The 14,319-nt window shown below is 70.8% G+C and carries 20 protein-coding genes; 7 read left to right on the forward strand and 13 right to left on the reverse strand.

Annotation, left to right across the window (positions count from 1 at the left end):
* Nucleotides 1-2: 2 nt before the first annotated feature.
* Both P7644_RS02915 and P7644_RS02920 read right to left on the reverse strand, forming a co-directional pair.
* Nucleotides 3-416: a dihydroneopterin aldolase gene (locus tag P7644_RS02915; protein ID WP_404301504.1), complete on the reverse strand. Its 414-nt coding sequence runs from the start codon at nucleotides 414-416 to the stop codon at nucleotides 3-5.
* Nucleotides 413-1,207 carry an SDR family oxidoreductase gene (locus P7644_RS02920; RefSeq protein WP_404301505.1) on the reverse strand — a complete coding sequence of 265 codons (795 nt, stop codon included), beginning with the start codon at nucleotides 1,205-1,207 and terminating at the stop codon, nucleotides 413-415. The genes P7644_RS02915 and P7644_RS02920 overlap by 4 nt, the downstream gene beginning before the upstream one ends.
* A gap of 65 nt (nucleotides 1,208-1,272) precedes the next feature.
* On the opposite strand from P7644_RS02920, the gene P7644_RS02925 reads away from it, so the two are divergent.
* From P7644_RS02925 to trxC, 4 genes are all read left to right on the forward strand, one after another.
* Nucleotides 1,273-2,358, forward strand: coding sequence for a class I SAM-dependent methyltransferase (locus P7644_RS02925; RefSeq protein WP_404301506.1), 1,086 nt, complete (start codon nucleotides 1,273-1,275; stop codon nucleotides 2,356-2,358).
* A gap of 52 nt (nucleotides 2,359-2,410) precedes the next feature.
* Nucleotides 2,411-2,815 carry a VOC family protein gene (locus P7644_RS02930; protein ID WP_404301507.1) on the forward strand — a complete coding sequence of 135 codons (405 nt, stop codon included), beginning with the start codon at nucleotides 2,411-2,413 and terminating at the stop codon, nucleotides 2,813-2,815.
* Between the two features lie 3 nt (nucleotides 2,816-2,818).
* The gene (locus tag P7644_RS02935; RefSeq protein ID WP_404301508.1) at nucleotides 2,819-3,013 is read left to right on the forward strand and encodes a DUF2905 family protein; all 195 of its coding nucleotides are present in this window, start codon (nucleotides 2,819-2,821) and stop codon (nucleotides 3,011-3,013) included.
* Nucleotides 3,014-3,088: 75 nt separating this feature from the next.
* Nucleotides 3,089-3,532 carry a thioredoxin TrxC gene (gene trxC / locus P7644_RS02940; protein ID WP_404301509.1) on the forward strand — a complete coding sequence of 148 codons (444 nt, stop codon included), beginning with the start codon at nucleotides 3,089-3,091 and terminating at the stop codon, nucleotides 3,530-3,532.
* Between the two features lie 7 nt (nucleotides 3,533-3,539).
* Here trxC and P7644_RS02945 read toward each other — a convergent pair whose 3' ends face one another.
* The 4 genes from P7644_RS02945 to P7644_RS02960 are packed head-to-tail and all read right to left on the reverse strand — an operon-like array spanning nucleotide 3,540 to nucleotide 5,973.
* On the reverse strand, nucleotides 3,540-4,016 hold the full coding sequence (locus P7644_RS02945; protein WP_404301510.1) for a DoxX family protein: 477 nt from the start codon (nucleotides 4,014-4,016) through the stop codon (nucleotides 3,540-3,542).
* 10 nt (nucleotides 4,017-4,026) lie between these two features.
* Nucleotides 4,027-4,800 carry a putative DNA-binding domain-containing protein gene (locus P7644_RS02950; protein ID WP_404301511.1) on the reverse strand — a complete coding sequence of 258 codons (774 nt, stop codon included), beginning with the start codon at nucleotides 4,798-4,800 and terminating at the stop codon, nucleotides 4,027-4,029.
* Nucleotides 4,785-5,663, reverse strand: coding sequence for a DUF692 domain-containing protein (locus P7644_RS02955; protein ID WP_404301512.1), 879 nt, complete (start codon nucleotides 5,661-5,663; stop codon nucleotides 4,785-4,787). The genes P7644_RS02950 and P7644_RS02955 overlap by 16 nt, the downstream gene beginning before the upstream one ends.
* Nucleotides 5,664-5,676: 13 nt before the next feature.
* Nucleotides 5,677-5,973, reverse strand: coding sequence for a DUF2282 domain-containing protein (locus P7644_RS02960; RefSeq protein WP_404301513.1), 297 nt, complete (start codon nucleotides 5,971-5,973; stop codon nucleotides 5,677-5,679).
* A 163-nt stretch (nucleotides 5,974-6,136) separates the two neighbouring features.
* On the opposite strand from P7644_RS02960, the gene P7644_RS02965 reads away from it, so the two are divergent.
* Together P7644_RS02965 and P7644_RS02970 are read left to right on the forward strand one after the other, a co-directional pair.
* A complete protein-coding gene (locus tag P7644_RS02965) occupies nucleotides 6,137-6,685 on the forward strand; it encodes a sigma-70 family RNA polymerase sigma factor (RefSeq protein ID WP_404301514.1) in 549 nt (182 codons plus the stop codon).
* The gene (locus P7644_RS02970) at nucleotides 6,682-7,323 is read left to right on the forward strand and encodes a DUF1109 domain-containing protein (protein ID WP_404301515.1); all 642 of its coding nucleotides are present in this window, start codon (nucleotides 6,682-6,684) and stop codon (nucleotides 7,321-7,323) included. The genes P7644_RS02965 and P7644_RS02970 overlap by 4 nt, the downstream gene beginning before the upstream one ends.
* 4 nt (nucleotides 7,324-7,327) lie before the next feature.
* On the opposite strand, the gene P7644_RS02975 is transcribed toward P7644_RS02970, so the two are convergent.
* Nucleotides 7,328-8,566: a multifunctional CCA addition/repair protein gene (locus P7644_RS02975; protein WP_404301516.1), complete on the reverse strand. Its 1,239-nt coding sequence runs from the start codon at nucleotides 8,564-8,566 to the stop codon at nucleotides 7,328-7,330.
* Nucleotides 8,567-8,610: 44 nt separating this feature from the next.
* Between P7644_RS02975 and P7644_RS02980 the strand changes: the two genes are divergently transcribed.
* The gene (locus P7644_RS02980; protein WP_404301517.1) at nucleotides 8,611-9,066 is read left to right on the forward strand and encodes a hypothetical protein; all 456 of its coding nucleotides are present in this window, start codon (nucleotides 8,611-8,613) and stop codon (nucleotides 9,064-9,066) included.
* A gap of 40 nt (nucleotides 9,067-9,106) precedes the next feature.
* On the opposite strand, the gene P7644_RS02985 is transcribed toward P7644_RS02980, so the two are convergent.
* From P7644_RS02985 to P7644_RS03010, 6 genes are all read right to left on the reverse strand, one after another.
* On the reverse strand, nucleotides 9,107-9,874 hold the full coding sequence (locus P7644_RS02985; protein ID WP_404301518.1) for a metallophosphoesterase: 768 nt from the start codon (nucleotides 9,872-9,874) through the stop codon (nucleotides 9,107-9,109).
* 31 nt (nucleotides 9,875-9,905) lie between these two features.
* The gene (locus tag P7644_RS02990; RefSeq protein WP_404301519.1) at nucleotides 9,906-11,039 is read right to left on the reverse strand and encodes an ABC transporter permease; all 1,134 of its coding nucleotides are present in this window, start codon (nucleotides 11,037-11,039) and stop codon (nucleotides 9,906-9,908) included.
* A complete protein-coding gene (locus tag P7644_RS02995) occupies nucleotides 11,036-11,986 on the reverse strand; it encodes an ATP-binding cassette domain-containing protein (RefSeq protein WP_404301520.1) in 951 nt (316 codons plus the stop codon). Before P7644_RS02995 ends, P7644_RS02990 begins: the two co-directional genes overlap by 4 nt.
* A complete protein-coding gene (locus P7644_RS03000; protein ID WP_404301522.1) occupies nucleotides 11,983-12,948 on the reverse strand; it encodes an HlyD family secretion protein in 966 nt (321 codons plus the stop codon). The genes P7644_RS02995 and P7644_RS03000 overlap by 4 nt, the downstream gene beginning before the upstream one ends.
* An 18-nt stretch (nucleotides 12,949-12,966) precedes the next feature.
* Entirely contained in the window at nucleotides 12,967-13,656 is a 690-nt protein-coding gene (locus tag P7644_RS03005) for a glutathione S-transferase family protein (RefSeq protein WP_404301523.1), read from the reverse strand.
* 77 nt (nucleotides 13,657-13,733) lie between these two features.
* Nucleotides 13,734-14,306 carry a 5-formyltetrahydrofolate cyclo-ligase gene (locus tag P7644_RS03010; protein WP_404301524.1) on the reverse strand — a complete coding sequence of 191 codons (573 nt, stop codon included), beginning with the start codon at nucleotides 14,304-14,306 and terminating at the stop codon, nucleotides 13,734-13,736.
* Nucleotides 14,307-14,319 lie beyond the last annotated feature (13 nt).

A 14,319-nucleotide genomic window follows, 5' to 3' on the forward strand; every position in this document is an offset into this window, starting at 1 on the left:
CTTCACCAGGGCTTGATGCATACCCGCTCCACGCCAATGGATGCGCTGTCGGGGTAGATGTCGGGCTTGCGCGTGGCCACGCGCACGGCGTGCACCGCATCGCGCTGCAGCAGGGCCGCGGCAATGGCGTCGCACAGGGACTCCTGCAGCTCGTGGTGCTGGCTGCCGACTTCGCGCGCTATGGTGTCGCGGACGAAGTCGTAGTCCAGCGTCTCCGAGATATGGTCGCGGGCCGCGGGCGCTTGGATTAGCTTGACGCACAGATCCACGTCGAACCACATGCGCTGCGCCGCCTGGCGCTCGTGCGCGTGCACACCTATGCGTACGGGCACCTCGTGGCGGCGCAGGCTGAGTGCCCGGCAGTGCGTGGCCAGGCGCGCGTCCAGGGCGCCGAAGGCAAGCAAGATGGAGTTCATGGGCGCGGATTGTCCGCTATGGCAAACATCACATCCCGCTCCAACGGCACCAGATGCTGGCCGTTGTCGGCGCGCAGCGTGCAGCCGTTCAGGCTGGCGTTGCCGGCGATGAACAGGGCGCAGCGCGCCACGTCGGCCGGCGCTATCGGCTGGCGCAGCAGGTTCACTTGGGCCGCGCGCTCGAAGTTGTCCTGGGTCTGCGGGCCGCTCAGGTAGATCAGCCCCGGCGACAGTCCGCACACGCGCACATGGGGCGCCAGAGCCTGGGCCTGCAGCTGCACGCTGCGCTCCAGCGCCAGCTTGCTCACGGTGTAGGAGAAGTAATCGGGGTTCAGGTTGTGCACCTTCTGGTCCAGCACATGCACCACGCTGTAGGCGCCCGTGGAGGGGCGCCCCTGGGCGCACAGCCAGGCGTGCAGCGCGTTGGCCAGCAGCAGGGGGGTGGCGGTGTTGGTCAGGAAATGGCGCAGCAGCGCCTGGGCGCTGGCCGTGCGCGCGTCGTCGGCCTCGAAGATCGAGGCGTTGTTGACGATGCAGCGCGGTGCTGTGCCCGTGAGCGCCACGCATTGCGCGAGCAGCTGCGTGCCGGCCTCGGGCTGGGCCAGGTCGGCCTGCACCAGCAGGCAGTCGCGCCCCAGAGCCTGCACGTCCGCCTGGGTGGCCTGGGCGCCGGCCAGCGAGGCGCGGTAGTGGCACAGCACGTTCCAGCCCGCCGCGGCAAAGGCCAGGCAGATCTCGCGCCCCAGGCGGTGGGCTGCGCCGGTGACCAGCACCCAGTCCGTGTTGTTCATGCGGTGGTTCCTCAAGTGGCTGAGAAATACAATGCCCGCCACTTTGGCGCGCAAAGCCACGAATTATGACCACCCCCACCGACGCGCTTTCCCCCCATATCCACGCGCAGATCGCCGCCGCCGGCGGCTGGATCGGCTTTGACCGCTTCATGCAGCTGGCGCTGTATACGCCCGGCCTGGGCTACTACGCGGGCGGGCTGCGCAAGCTTGGCAGCATGCCGGCGGACGGCAGCGACTTCGTCACCGCGCCCGAGCTCTCGCCCGTGTTCGGTCAGGTGCTAGCCGCCCAGGTGCGCGAGGCGCTCGATGCCACGGACACCGATGAGGTCTGGGAGTTCGGCGCCGGCAGCGGCTCCCTGGCCGAGCAGCTGCTCGGCGCCCTGGGCGAGCGCGTGCGCCGCTACACCATCGTGGACTTGTCGGGCGACCTGCGCGCGCGCCAGCAGCAGCGTCTGGCCGCGTATGGCGCGCGCGTGGCCTGGGTCGACAGCCTGCCCGAGTCCATCGAGGGCGTGGTCGTGGGCAATGAGCTGCTCGACGCCATGCCGGTGCAGCTGCTGCACCGCGTGCAGGGCGTCTGGCACGAGCGCGGCGTGACCGCGGGCCAGGACGGCGCTTTTGCCTGGAGCGACCGGCCCACTGACCTGCGCCCGCCCGTGGAGATCGCCGGAGAGCACGACTACCTGACCGAGATCCACGCCCAGGGCGAGGCCTTCATGCGCACCTTGGCGGCGCACCTCAGGCGCGGCGCGGCCCTGCTCATCGACTACGGCTTTGGCGAGGACGAGTACTACCACCCACAGCGCCACATGGGCACGGTGATGTGCCACCGCGCCCACCGCGCCGACGACGACCCGCTGGCCGACGTAGGCGCCAAGGACATCACCGCCCACGTGAACTTCACCGCCATGGCCCTGGCGGCGCAGGACGCGGGCCTGAACGTGCTCGGCTACACCAGCCAGGCGCGCTTTCTGCTGAACTGTGGTTTGCTCCAAAAAGTGGAGCTGCTGACGCTTACCCAGAGGGCGCCAGCGGCCAAATTGATGCTGGAACACGAAATGGGCGAACTGTTCAAGGTGCTGGCCGTAGGGCCGGGCCAGCCGTGGATGCCCATGGGCTTTGCGCAGGGCGACCGCACGCACCGGCTGTGACCGGGCTGCAGCGCAGCACAATGGGCAGCGTTTTTTTGTTACGGAGCCCGCCATGAGCCTGAAGATCGACCGTTTCGACCATATCGTCCTCAACGTTGCGGATGTGGAGGCCAGCGCCGCCTGGTATGCGCGCGTGCTGGGCATGGAGCGCGAGGAGTTCGCCGCGCGCACCGGCACGCGCGTGGCGCTCAAGTTCGGCCGCCAGAAGATCAACCTGCGCCCCATGGGCACCGACACGGTGGCCTGGTTTACCGGCGTGCACCCCACGCCCGGCAGTGACGACCTGTGCTTCGTCACCGGGCAGTCCGTGCACGAGGTGCTGGCGCATTTCAAGGCCGTGGGCGTCGTGCCCGAGGTGGGGCCGGTGGAGCGCAGCGGGGCGCTCGGCCCCATGACCTCGGTCTATTGCCGCGACCCGGACGGCAACCTGATCGAAGTCGCCAGCTACGGCGATTGACCCATGCTGCGCTGGCTCGTCGTCGTCTTTCTGGCCCTGGTGCTCATCAACGGGCTCACGCCCTGGCTCAAGCGCCTGGGGCTGGGCCGGCTGCCGGGGGATTTTCAGTTTCGCCTGTTCGGGCGCGACTGGTTCATTCCGCTGGCCAGCACGCTGCTGCTGAGCTTTCTGCTCAGCCTGGCGGTGAAGTGGCTGTGACTTGAGGCTATGAGTTGAAATCGGCGCCCGCGGCCGCAGCTACGGTCGGTCAACACGCTACAAGACCCCGCCGCCATGACCAGCACCGAAGCGCCGCACATCGTCTGCCCCCACTGCCATACCACCAACCGCGTGCAGGCCGCGCAGCTGGCCAGCGCGCCCGACTGCGGCAGCTGCCACCGGCCGCTGTTCACCGGCGCGCCCCTGGCGCTGGACGGGAGCAGTTTCGACAAGCACCTGGCGCGCAACCATATCCCCGTGGTGGTCGACTTCTGGGCGCCCTGGTGCGGGCCGTGCCGGCAGATGGCGCCGGCCTTCGCCCAGGCGGCGCGCCAGCTTGAGCCCCAGGTGCGCCTGGCCAAGCTCGATACCGAGGCGTACCCGCAGATCGCCGGGCGCTACGCCATCCGCAGCATTCCGACGATGATCCTGTTCAAGGGCGGGCAGGAGGCGGCGCGCATCTCGGGCGCGCTCGGCGCGGCCGACATCGCGCGCTGGGTGCAGTCGGTGCGCGCCTGATGCAAGGTCAGCGCCAGCCCAGCACGCGGTCCAGCGATAGCGGCCCCGCGCCGCGCCCCGCCAGATAGGCCAGCAGCGCGACCCATGACAGGTGCGTGGGCCAGGCATCGGGGTAGACGAAGACCTGGATCACCAGCGTCATGCCCAGCAGCGCCAGCGCCGACAGCCGGGTTGCCAGGCCCAGCACCAGCAGCAGCGGGAACAGGTGCTCGGCCGTGGCCGCCAGCGGCGCCGCGATCTCGGGCGCAATCAGCGGCAGCCGGTATTCCTCGCGGAACAGCGCCACGGCGCCGTCCGTGACCGAGAACCAGCCCTCGACCTTGGTGCGGCCCGACAGGAAAAAAATGGCGGCAATGGCCAGGCGCGCCGCGAGCGCCAGCAGCGCATGCGGCGTGAGCGCTTCGAGTCGCTCGGCCAGGCGGGCCAGGACGCTGTGCAGCCAGGATGCGTGCGCCTCCTTTGAGGCTTGGGGCAGGGCGGACATGGTGATCTCCTCAGGCGGATGTGAAATCGGGTGACAGCGCGCCCGCCTGCAGCAGCCGCGCCAGCAGGGTGCCAAGTTCGGCGCCGGGGTGGGCCTGCAGCGCGGCGGCGGCGGCCTCGCCCAGCGGCAGGCCGAGTGCGCAGTACTCAAGCAGCGTGCAGCCCGCGGCGTCGAGCGCGCACCAGCGCACGGTGGCCGCAGGCCGCGTGAGCAGCGCGCCCTCGCCCTGCCAGGACAGCGGCGCATCCAGTGGCAGCGCCTCGCGGTGGCGCTGCCAGAGCGTGTAGGCGGGATGTGCGCTGCACCAGAGCCAGCGCGCCGCGGGGTGGGGACGCAGATGCAGCGCGCCCAGCATTTCGGGCGCGAGCGCGGCGAGCCGGGTCGGATCGGCCCGGGGAGCGTCGGCGGCGGTGTGGCTCTCGCTCCAGAGCCGATCCAGCCGCGCCACGTCCGCCAGATAAGGCAGCTCGGCGGCGGGCTGCCAGTGGGTCAGGTAATCGGCCAAGCCGGCGCCATAGAGCATCAGGCGCCCGTCCACGGGCGGGTCGTGGCGCACGAAGTCCAGCGCCATGGCGTCGAAGCAATCGGCCCCCAGGAGCTGGCACACCGTGGGGTAGTTGGCGCGCAGCGCGTCCAGGCAGCCCTGGGCCACGGTGTTGCGGTAGACGGCAAAGCCCGGCTGGGCTACCAGGGCGGCAAGCCAGGCAGGCGGCTCCCCGCCCTGGCCCCCGGGGCGCAGCGCGGCGGCTAGGCCGTCCTGGAAGAGGGTCAGGCGCGGGTACATGGCGTGGCCTCGGGTGTCTGCGTGGCCGCGAGCAGGGCGTGGGCGCGCGCGCGCTCGGCCATGAGATCGGCCAGCGGCGGGATTTCGGCGTCACGCTCAATCAGCGTGGGAATGGCGCGGCCCGCGTGCGCGAGCACGCGTTCGTACAACGCCCACACGGGCTCGGCCACGGGGGCGTCGTGGCTGTCGATGAGCAGCATCTCTCCCCAGTGCGGGTCGGCATGGTGGCCGGCGAGGTGGATCTCGGCCACGGCGTGCAGGGGAAAGGCGTCGAGGTAGTTCTCGGCGTAGTCCTCGGTGCTGGTGCCGAGATTGCGCGCGCTCACGTAGACGTTGTTCACGTCCAGCAGCAGCGCGCAGCCCGTGCGGCGCACGAGTTCGGCGAGGAAATCGGGCTCGCCCCAGTCGTGGCCCGCCAGGTGCAGGTAATGCGCGGGGTTCTCTATGGCGAGGCGGCGCGCGAGCCGCTCCTGCACGCGGGCGATGTTGTTCGCGATGCGCGCCAGCGCCTCGCTGCTGCGCGCAAACGGCAGCAGGTCGGGCAGGTAGTGGCCACGCCAGGAGGACCAGGCCAGGTGCTCGGAAACCAGCGCCGGTTGCAGGCGTTCCGTGAGCCGTGCCAGCCGCTCCAGCGCCACCGGATCGGGCGGGGCATCGGCCGCGAGCGAGAGCGATACGCCGTGCAGCGACAGCGGGTGGCGCGCGCGCATGGCCTCCAGCCAGGCCAGGCGCGGGCCGCCGTCCACGGCGTAGTTCTCGGGATGCACCTCCCACCACAGGCCGCTGGCCTGCTGCGCGAGGGCGTCCTCGAAGTGCTGGGGCTTGAGCCCCAGGCCGGCGCCGAGCGGTGGTGCGGTGGTCATGCTGCGCGGACTCTCAGGACTTGATAGCCGTGAGCGAGCCCATGCCCTTGGGCGTCTTGATGCTGGTGCAGGTGCCGGCGGGAACGTATTTCCAGGCGTTGCCCTGGTAGTCCACCTTGGCAGTGCCCGCGCAGGTGGTGCCGGGGCCGGCGGCGCAGTCGTTCTTGCCGGCCATGGAGACGCCGTAGCACTTCTCCATGGCGGGCTTGTCCATGGGGGCGGGCTTCTTCATGTCGTCGGCCTGTGCCAGGGCGGCGCCGGAGGCCAGGGCAGCGAGCGCGAGGGCGCCGAGGGAGAGGGAGGCGTTCATGGTGGACTCCAATCGTTGAACACGGTGTGTGGCCGGCGGATATCGCGCGGCCCGAACGTTATTTCGCGCCGGGCGCGGAGCGGGTTACAGCGCGGGCGCATGTTTATTTCTGCGCGCCGCTGTAACCTTTTGGTTTGTCGCGACGAATGATTGATGGAAATCTATGGAGACCGAGGAACGGCTGCGAACCTGGTTGCTTCAGGGCCTGGCGGGCGATGCCGAGGCCTATCAGTGCTTTCTCAAGGCGCTGGGCGCCCATGTGCGTGGCTTTCTGCGCCGACGTCTCGCGCAGCGCCCCGACGATGTGGAGGATCTTGTGCAAGAAACCCTGCTGGCCGTGCACCACCAGCGCCATACCTACCGCCCCGAGCTGCCGCTGACGGCCTGGGTGCATGCGATCGCGCGCTACAAGCTCGTGGACTGGCTGCGTGCGCGGGCTTCCAAGGAGGCGCTCACGGAGCCGTTCGAGGACGGGGCCGATGAGTTCTTCGCGGGCGCAGACGACGAGGCCGCCACTGCCCGGCGCGACCTGGGCCAGCTGCTGCAGGCGCTGCCCGAGCGCCAGCGCCTGCCCATCGTGCACATGAAGCTCGAGGGCCTGTCCGTGGTCGAAACCGCGCGGCTCACGGGCATGTCGGAATCGGCGGTCAAGGTCGGCGTGCACCGGGGCCTCAAGGCCCTGGCGGCGCTGGTCAGAAGGAGTGCACCATGAACACCGAGGAACTCATACGCCTGCTGGCGGCCGACGCGCGGCCCGTGCCCGCGCATGGCCTGGAGCGGCGCTTTGCTCTGGCCGTGGCGCTGGGGCTGGCGGGGGCGGCGCTGCTCATGCTCGGCGTCTTCGGCCTGCGCCAGGATTGGGGCGCGGTGCTGGTGCTGCCCATGTTCTGGGGCAAGTTCGCCCTGGGTGGGGCGCTGGCCGTGCTGGGGCTGACCGTGGTGCTGCGCCTGGCACGGCCGGGCATGCCATGGGGGCGCGCCGCGTTGTGGCTGGCCCTGCCGCCCGCCGTGATGTGGCTGCTGGCGGGCATGGTGCTGGCCGACGCGGAGCCGCCCGAGCGGCTGGCGCTGCTGCTGGGCAGCACCTGGCGCGACTGCCCGTTCAACATCGCGCTGCTGTCGCTGCCCGCGCTTGCGACGCTGCTGTGGGCGCTGCGCGGCGCGGCGCCCACGCGCCCGGCCTGGGCCGGCGCCGGCGCGGGCCTGCTCGCGGGCGCCTTGGGCGTGCTCGCGTATGCGCTGCATTGCCCCGAGATGGCGGCACCGTTTGTCGCGCTGTGGTACCTGGCGGGCATGGCGCTGCCCACGGCGCTTGGCGCTGCACTGGGGCCGCGCCTGCTGCGCTGGTGAGCGTTCAGGGGGCCAGGGTCTCGGCCACGGCCCGTACGCGTGCCTGGTGGATTAGCTCGCCGATCTTTGGCCCCATGAGCCCGCGCGCCGCCGCCTGTGTGGCGATGGGGGCCGTGGCCACACCCAGGGCCGCATCCAGGGCCGCCAGCAGGCGCGGGCGTTGCGGATAGGGCGATTCTTCAAACCCCAGCCGCCCGCGTGCATCGCATTCGCAGGCCAGCAGGATGTCGTCCAGCCGCGCCGGCTTGCGGATGGCGTCGCAGCGCTCCAGCAGCCGCACCAACGCGGCGGCGCCCAGTTCGCTGCTGCGGTGGATGTTGCCGTGCTCGCGCGCCACCACCTCGGCCAGCTCGCGGCAGTCCACGGGCACGCGCAGGCGTTCGCACAAATTCTGGAGCAGCCTGGCGCTGCGCTGCTCGTGGCCGATATGGCGCGGCAGCATGTCGGCCGGCGTCGTGCCCTTGCCCAGGTCATGCACCAGGCAGGCAAAGCGCACGGCCAGCGGGGCCGCGAGGCGTGCGGCCATGCCCAGCACCATCATCACATGCACGCCGGTGTCCACCTCGGGGTGGTATTCGGCGCGCTGGGGCACGCCCCACAGCCGGTCGAGCTCGGGCAGCACCACGGCCAGCGCACCGCAGTCACGCAGCACCTCGAACATGCGCGCGGGCGCGGGCTCCATCAGGCCGCGCGCCAGCTCTTGCCAGACGCGTTCGGCCACCAGGTGGTCGGCCTCGCCGTGCGCCACCATCTCGCGCATCAGCGCCATGGTTTCGGGTGCCACCGAGAAGTCGGCAAAGCGCGCCGCGAAGCGCGCCACGCGCAGGATGCGCACCGGGTCCTCGCGGAAGGCTTCGGTCACATGGCGCAGCACGCGCCGCTGCAGGTCACGCGCGCCGTGATAGGGGTCAAAAATGGCTTCAGCGCCCGCATCATCTGCGCTGATAGCTATTGCATTGATAGTGAGATCGCGGCGTGACAGGTCTTCCTCCAGCGTCACGTCCGGCGAGGTCTGCACGACGAAGCCGCGGTAGCCGCGTCCGCTCTTGCGCTCGGTGCGCGCCAGCGCGTATTCCTCCCGCGTCTCGGGGTGCAGGAAAACGGGAAAGTCGCGCCCCACGGGCAGAAAGCCGCGCGCCACCATGTCCCCGGGCGTGGCGCCCACGACGACCCAGTCGTGGTCATTGACCGGGCGGCCCAACAGCCGGTCGCGCACCGCGCCGCCCACCATGTAGATTTGCATGGCGGCGAGTGTAAATTCACGGCCCTTGCCCCGGAGTGAAGTCCATGCCGTCCAGCCTCATCACCATCGCCCAGCCCAACCCTGATGGCAGCCTGCCCATCCCCGCGCCCCCCGAGTCCAGCGCCACTGAGCAGGTGCAGGCACAGCTGCAGCAGCAGACCCAGGCCTTGCAGCAGCGGCTGCAGGACTTGCAGGCGCTGCTCGACAAGCCCCTGAGCGCCATCCTGGCCGAGCACGACAAGGCGCTGGAGGCGGCCGCTGCCTGGGATGCCTTTGGCGCCCAATGGCTGCTGGCCCAGCGCGCCATGCGCCGCGTGGCGCTGGACCTGGCGGCCGCGCAGGGCCTGGACGAGGCCACGGTGGTGGCTCGTGCCATGGCGCACGCCAACGCGGTCTTGAACAGCGAGGACGAAGACCTGGGCGGCTCCATCGCTCCTGCGCAGTTGGCGCACATCGCGCGCCACAAGGCCTATTTGCGCAAGCAGTTCCGCCAGGGTTGACGGGCGGGTGCTTGCAGCCCGCTTCGCGCTGGCTGCGGGACTACGGAATTTCCACCACCAGCCGCGCATCGAACAGCGGGTTCTCGTTCACCCCCTCCTTGGCGTAGCCGCGCGGGTTGCACAGCACGCGCGTGGCGTTCACCTGGTAGTCGAAGCTGTCGTGCGTGTGGCCGTGGATCCAGAGGCGGGCGCCGCTGGCGGCGACCAGGGCTTCGGCGTCGGAGACGAAGATGGCGTTCAGCGGCGAGCCGGCAAAGCGCGGGTGGATGCTGCGCGGCGAGGGCGCGTGGTGCGTGATGACCACCGTGGGCCCGTCGAAGGGCTGGGCCAGCATGCGGGCGAGCCACTGCACGTTGGTGTCGTACAGCGCGGCCGCATCCTGGGGGCTGAACAGCGGGGCGTCGGCCTGTTCCGTGGTGCGTATGCGCTGGAAGTCGCGCACGAGGCGCTGCGCCTCTTGCATGGCATCGGTGCGTGCCTGGCCCGCGCCGGCGATGCGAAAGTCGCTCCACAGCGTGCTGCCGATGAAGCGCACGCCCTGCAGCACCAGGCTGCGGTTGTCCAGCAGCTGCACCGGGCCGTCCGCGCACAGCGCCTGCAGCGTGCGCGGCGTCTGCTGCAGGCTGGCGCCATAGAACTCGTGGTTGCCCGGCACGTACAGCACCGGCTTGGCAAAGCCCCGGGCCCAGGCGACGGCCTGCTCGGGCCGGGCGATGTCGCCGGCCAGCACGACCAGGTCGGCGTCGGTGTCAGGGTGTTCCATGCCCTGCACGCCCAGGTGCAGGTCAGACAGGATGTGCAGCTTCATGGTGGTATGTCCCGAGGGCAGTGTAGGCCGCTCAATCGAGTGTCTGGCGGTAGCGCGCCAGCGCCAGGCCGCCGGCCACGGCCAGAAAGGCCAGCATGGGCCAGAGCTCGGGCGCCAGCTCGGCAAAGCCGCTGCCCTTGAGCAGGATGCCGCGCACGATGCGCAGGAAATGCGTCAGCGGCAGCAGCTCGCCGAGCAGCTGCGCCCAGTGCGGCATGCCTCGGAACGGGAACATGAAGCCCGACAGCAGCAGCGATGGCAGGAAGAAGAAGAACGTCATCTGCATGGCCTGCAGCTGGTTGCGTGCCAGCGTGGAGAAGGTGAAGCCCACCGCCAGGTTGGCCAGGATGAACACGCCGATCATGGCCATGAGCAGCGCGAAGCTGCCGGCCATGGGCACCTCGAACAGCACCCAGGCCGCCGCGAGGATCACGCCCAGCTGCAGGTAGCCGATGAGCACATAGGGCAGGATCTTGCCGGCCATGACCTCCAGCGGGCGCACGGGCGTGGCCAGCAGGTTCTCCATGGTGCCGCGCTCGCGCTCGCGCGTCATGGCCAGCGCGGTCAGCATGACCATGGTCATCGTGAGGATGGTGCCCACCAGCCCCGGCACGATGTTGTAGCGCGACAGCCCCTCGGGGTTGTAGCGCCGGTGGATGCGCAGCTCGTAGGGCGGCGCGCGCGGCTGCAGCGCGGCGAGCGGACCCGTGAGGTCATGCGCCAGCGCCTGGCTTGCCACCAGGTTCAGTGCCGCCAGCGCATTGCCCGAGGCCGCGGGATCGGTCGCGTCCACGGCCACGTACAGCGCGGGCTGCTCGCCGCGCATGAGGCGCCGCTCGAACTGCGGCGGCACCACCACCATGAACTGCACGCGGCCCTGCGCCATGAGCGCGTCGCCCTCGGCCTCGCTCGCGGGCTGGGCCGTGATGTGGAAGTAGCCCGTGTTCTGCAGCGCCGCGAGCAGGCTGCGCGTGAGCGGCCCGCTCTCGGCGGCGACCACGGCTGTGGGCAGGCCCTTGGGGTCGGTGTTGATGGCGTAGCCGAACAGAATGAGCTGTAGCACCGGAATGCCCACGGCCATGGCGAAGGTGAGCCGGTCGCGCAGCATCTGCTGGAATTCCTTGAGGAACACGGCGGCCATGCGTGTGGCCGAAAAGCCTGTCATGACGCGGACTCCGTGGCGAAGTTGTCCTGCGCATCGTGGATCAGGTGGATGAACACATCCTCCAGCGTCGGCGCCACGCCCCGCACGCGCAGGCCGGCGCGCGCCTGCAGCGGCGCCACGGCCCGGGCCAGCAGCGCGGCGTCGGTGCCGGCCACGTGCACGGCGTTGCCGAAGGCGGCGACGCTCTGCACGCCGGGCGCATCTTCGAGCGGCGCGATCAGCGCGGCCGCCCCCTCGCCCTCGATGCGCCACACGGTCAGCTGCGCTGCGGCGATGATGGCCTGCTGCGTGCCGCGCGCCAGCACGCGGCCGTAGGCCAGGTAGATGAGCTCGTGGCAGCGCTCGGCCTCGTCCATGTAATGCGTGGACACCAGCACCGTGATGCCCTCGGCCGCCAGGCGATGGATCTCGTCCCAGAAGTCGCGCCGCGCCTTGGGGTCCACGCCGGCCGTGGGCTCGTCGAGCAGCAGCAGGCGCGGCCGGTGGATCAGGCAGGCGGCCAGCGCCAGGCGCTGCTTCCAGCCGCCCGAGAGCGCGCCGGCCAGCTGGTGCTGGCGGTCCACCAGGCCCAGGCGCGCCAGCGCCGCGTCCACGGCCGCGCGGCGCTCGGGCAGCGCGAACAGGCGCGCGACGAAGTCCAGGTTCTGGCGGATCGACAGGTCCTCGTACCAGCCGAAGCGCTGCGTCATATAGCCCACCTGGCATTTGATGGCGGCGGCCTCGCGCCGGATGTCCAGCCCCAGGCAGTGGCCCTGGCCCGCGTCGGGCCTGAGCAGGCCGCAGAGCATGCGGATGGTGGTGGTCTTGCCGCTGCCGTTGGGCCCGAGAAAGCCGCAGATGCGCCCCGGCGCCACCTGCAGCGACACGCCATCGACCACGGCGCGGCCGCCGTAGCGCTTGGTCAGGCCCTGCACGTCTATGGCCCAGCCCGTCGGGTCGGCGCTCATGGCGTGGGTGCGCGCCGCACGTCCAGCGGCTGGCCCGGGCGCAGGCGCGGCGCGTCCTGGGGGGCGGGGCGCGCCTCGACGAGGAAGACGAGTTTGGCGCGCTGCGCGTTCGAATAGATCACGGGCGGCGTGTACTCGGCCTGGGTGGCGATGCGGCTGATGCGCGCGGCAATCGGCGCGCCGCAGCCGTCGCAGGCCAGCCGCACGGCGTCGCCCGGTGCCAGCGTGGCGACCTGGTCCTCGGGCACGAAGAAGCGCGCCTTGATGTTGGCGGGCGGCAGCAAGGCCAGCACGGGCTGGCCCGCGTTCACGTACTCGCCGGCGCGAAAGTAGGTGTCGGCCACCTGGGCGGCGGCGGGCGCGCTCTGCTGCTTCTGGCGCCGGCTCCAGTCCGAATGGCGCAGCGCCTCGCTCGCGGCCAGGGCCTGGGCCCGGGCGGCCGCGCGTTCCTCGGGGCGGCCCGGCAGGCGCGCCACGCGCAGCGCGGCCTCCAGTTCGCTCATGCGGCCCTGGGCCTGGCGTGCGCTGCTCTCCAGGCCGTCGAGCGTGGCGGCCGAGATGAAGCCCTGGTCCACGAGCCGGCGCTGGCGCGCCAGGTTGCTCTGCGCCAGCTGCGCGGCGGCGCGCGCCTGGGCCAGCTGGGCCTGGATCTGGGCGATCTCGTCGGGGCGCCTGCCGCTGGCCAGGTTCGCGGCCTGGGCCTGGGCGGCGGCCAGGCTGGCCCGGGCCTGGCCCTCCTGCGCGCGCTCGGGCTCGCTGTCCAGCGTGAACAGCGGCGCGCCCAGGTCCACCTGCTGGCCGGCCTGCACGGCCAGCGTCGTTATCCGGCCCGGCAGGGTGGGCGCGATGTAGAGGTAGTCGCCCTCGGCATAGCCCGACCAGCCGGGCGCGGCGCGTTCCTGGCAACCGGCCAGCGCCAGGGCCAGTGCGACGACAGTGCGGCGGAGGATCGGTGCGGCCATGGCGGATGGCGTAGGGGGTCAGCGCGTGGGGGCGAGCCGGTAGGGTTCCTCGAACTCGCGGAAGTCGTGCTCGGCCAGCGCGCCGTCTATCCAGGCCTTGACGCCCGGCAGCTGCTGCACGCGCTGCACATAGGCGGCGATGGCCTCGGGCACGGGCAGGCCGTAGGTGGACAGGCGCATGCACACCGGGGCGTAGAACGCGTCGGCGATGCTGAACTGGCCGAACAGCATCGGGCCGCCGTACTTGGCGAGCAGCTCGCCCCACATCTCCACCAGGCGCTGCACGTCGGCGCGCACGCCGGCCTGGTCGCGCCAAAGGATGGCGCCGACCTCGGGCAGGCGCGCCTCGATGTTCATGCTGCAGTGGCTGCGCAGCGCGCTGAAGCCGCTGTGCATCTCGGCCGTCACGCAGCGGGCATGGGCGCGCGCGGCGCGGTCCTCGGGCCACAGCCGCTTGTCGGGGTGTGTCTCGGCCAGGTACTCGGCGATGGCCAGGCTGTCCCAGATGGTGAGGCTGCCATCCACCAGCACCGGCACCTTGCCCGCGGGGCTCACGGCCTTCAGCCGGCGCTTGAACTGCGAGTTGGCGTCGAAGCCGTCGAAACGCACCGGCACCTCCTCGAAGGCGATGCCGGCCTGGCGCAGCAGCACCCAGGGGCGCATGGACCAGGAGGAGTAGTTCTTGTTGCCGATGTAGAGCTGGAGCATGGCGTTATTCCTTTCAGTTTGCTGCAGAAATATGAGCTGCTTGCGCTTTACCGCATTGCGTTTGAGCCGGTTTTTGCTTAAACAGGCCAGACGACGCCGTTGTCGTTGAGGATGGCGTCCAGCGGCATGTCGTGCGCCTCGGGCTCGAAGTCGTCCAGGTAGCCCTGGGTGAAGCCCAGGCCCACCGTGGCGGGCCGCGGCCGCAGCGTGGCCAGGGTGCGGTCGTAGAAGCCGCCGCCATAGCCCAGGCGGTAGCCGCCCGGGCCGTAGCCCACGCAGGGCACGAACAGCAGCGTGGGGTGGATGGGCTCGGTGTCCTTGGGCTTGGGGATGCCGTAGGCGTCCTCCTCCATGGGGCAGCCGGGGTACCAGGCATGGAAGCTGAGGGTCTTGTGCGCCTTGTCCACCACCGGCAGGCCGATGCGCCGCAGCTGCGGCTGGTCCAGCAGTTCGCCGTCCTCCTTCCAGCGGTGCAGCGCGGGCAGGGGATCGAACTCGCCTTTGATGGGCCAGTAGGCGCCGATGACGGTGTCGGGCCGGTCCACCAGCCAGATACGCATCACGCGCTGCAGCTGGTCTGCGCGCTGCAGGCGGTTGGGAAGATTCAGGCGTTGTTCTATCAGGGCGCGGCGCAGGGCTGCTTTGTCCATTACATAATCCCCC

This window comes from Alicycliphilus denitrificans (assembly GCF_044792555.1).
In the GTDB taxonomy this organism is placed as follows: domain Bacteria; phylum Pseudomonadota; class Gammaproteobacteria; order Burkholderiales; family Burkholderiaceae_C; genus Alicycliphilus; species Alicycliphilus denitrificans_A.

What these genes read in the sequence shown, in the direction of transcription:
- P7644_RS02970 (WP_404301515.1), top strand. Translation starts at nt 6,682, where the DNA reads ATGAACACCGAGGAACTCATACGCCTGCTGGCGGCCGACGCGCGGCCC.
- P7644_RS03010 (WP_404301524.1), bottom strand. Translation starts at nt 14,306, where the DNA reads ATGGACAAAGCAGCCCTGCGCCGCGCCCTGATAGAACAACGCCTGAAT.
- P7644_RS02920 (WP_404301505.1), bottom strand. Translation starts at nt 1,207, where the DNA reads ATGAACAACACGGACTGGGTGCTGGTCACCGGCGCAGCCCACCGCCTG.
- P7644_RS02945 (WP_404301510.1), bottom strand. Translation starts at nt 4,016, where the DNA reads ATGTCCGCCCTGCCCCAAGCCTCAAAGGAGGCGCACGCATCCTGGCTG.
- P7644_RS02985 (WP_404301518.1), bottom strand. Translation starts at nt 9,874, where the DNA reads ATGAAGCTGCACATCCTGTCTGACCTGCACCTGGGCGTGCAGGGCATG.
- P7644_RS02955 (WP_404301512.1), bottom strand. Translation starts at nt 5,663, where the DNA reads ATGACCACCGCACCACCGCTCGGCGCCGGCCTGGGGCTCAAGCCCCAG.
- P7644_RS02915 (WP_404301504.1), bottom strand. Translation starts at nt 416, where the DNA reads ATGAACTCCATCTTGCTTGCCTTCGGCGCCCTGGACGCGCGCCTGGCC.
- P7644_RS02950 (WP_404301511.1), bottom strand. Translation starts at nt 4,800, where the DNA reads ATGTACCCGCGCCTGACCCTCTTCCAGGACGGCCTAGCCGCCGCGCTG.
- P7644_RS02990 (WP_404301519.1), bottom strand. Translation starts at nt 11,039, where the DNA reads ATGACAGGCTTTTCGGCCACACGCATGGCCGCCGTGTTCCTCAAGGAA.
- P7644_RS02975 (WP_404301516.1), bottom strand. Translation starts at nt 8,566, where the DNA reads ATGCAAATCTACATGGTGGGCGGCGCGGTGCGCGACCGGCTGTTGGGC.
- P7644_RS02960 (WP_404301513.1), bottom strand. Translation starts at nt 5,973, where the DNA reads ATGAACGCCTCCCTCTCCCTCGGCGCCCTCGCGCTCGCTGCCCTGGCC.
- P7644_RS02980 (WP_404301517.1), top strand. Translation starts at nt 8,611, where the DNA reads ATGCCGTCCAGCCTCATCACCATCGCCCAGCCCAACCCTGATGGCAGC.
- P7644_RS02965 (WP_404301514.1), top strand. Translation starts at nt 6,137, where the DNA reads ATGGAGACCGAGGAACGGCTGCGAACCTGGTTGCTTCAGGGCCTGGCG.
- P7644_RS02935 (WP_404301508.1), top strand. Translation starts at nt 2,819, where the DNA reads ATGCTGCGCTGGCTCGTCGTCGTCTTTCTGGCCCTGGTGCTCATCAAC.
- P7644_RS02930 (WP_404301507.1), top strand. Translation starts at nt 2,411, where the DNA reads ATGAGCCTGAAGATCGACCGTTTCGACCATATCGTCCTCAACGTTGCG.
- P7644_RS02995 (WP_404301520.1), bottom strand. Translation starts at nt 11,986, where the DNA reads ATGAGCGCCGACCCGACGGGCTGGGCCATAGACGTGCAGGGCCTGACC.
- P7644_RS03005 (WP_404301523.1), bottom strand. Translation starts at nt 13,656, where the DNA reads ATGCTCCAGCTCTACATCGGCAACAAGAACTACTCCTCCTGGTCCATG.
- P7644_RS03000 (WP_404301522.1), bottom strand. Translation starts at nt 12,948, where the DNA reads ATGGCCGCACCGATCCTCCGCCGCACTGTCGTCGCACTGGCCCTGGCG.
- trxC (WP_404301509.1), top strand. Translation starts at nt 3,089, where the DNA reads ATGACCAGCACCGAAGCGCCGCACATCGTCTGCCCCCACTGCCATACC.
- P7644_RS02925 (WP_404301506.1), top strand. Translation starts at nt 1,273, where the DNA reads ATGACCACCCCCACCGACGCGCTTTCCCCCCATATCCACGCGCAGATC.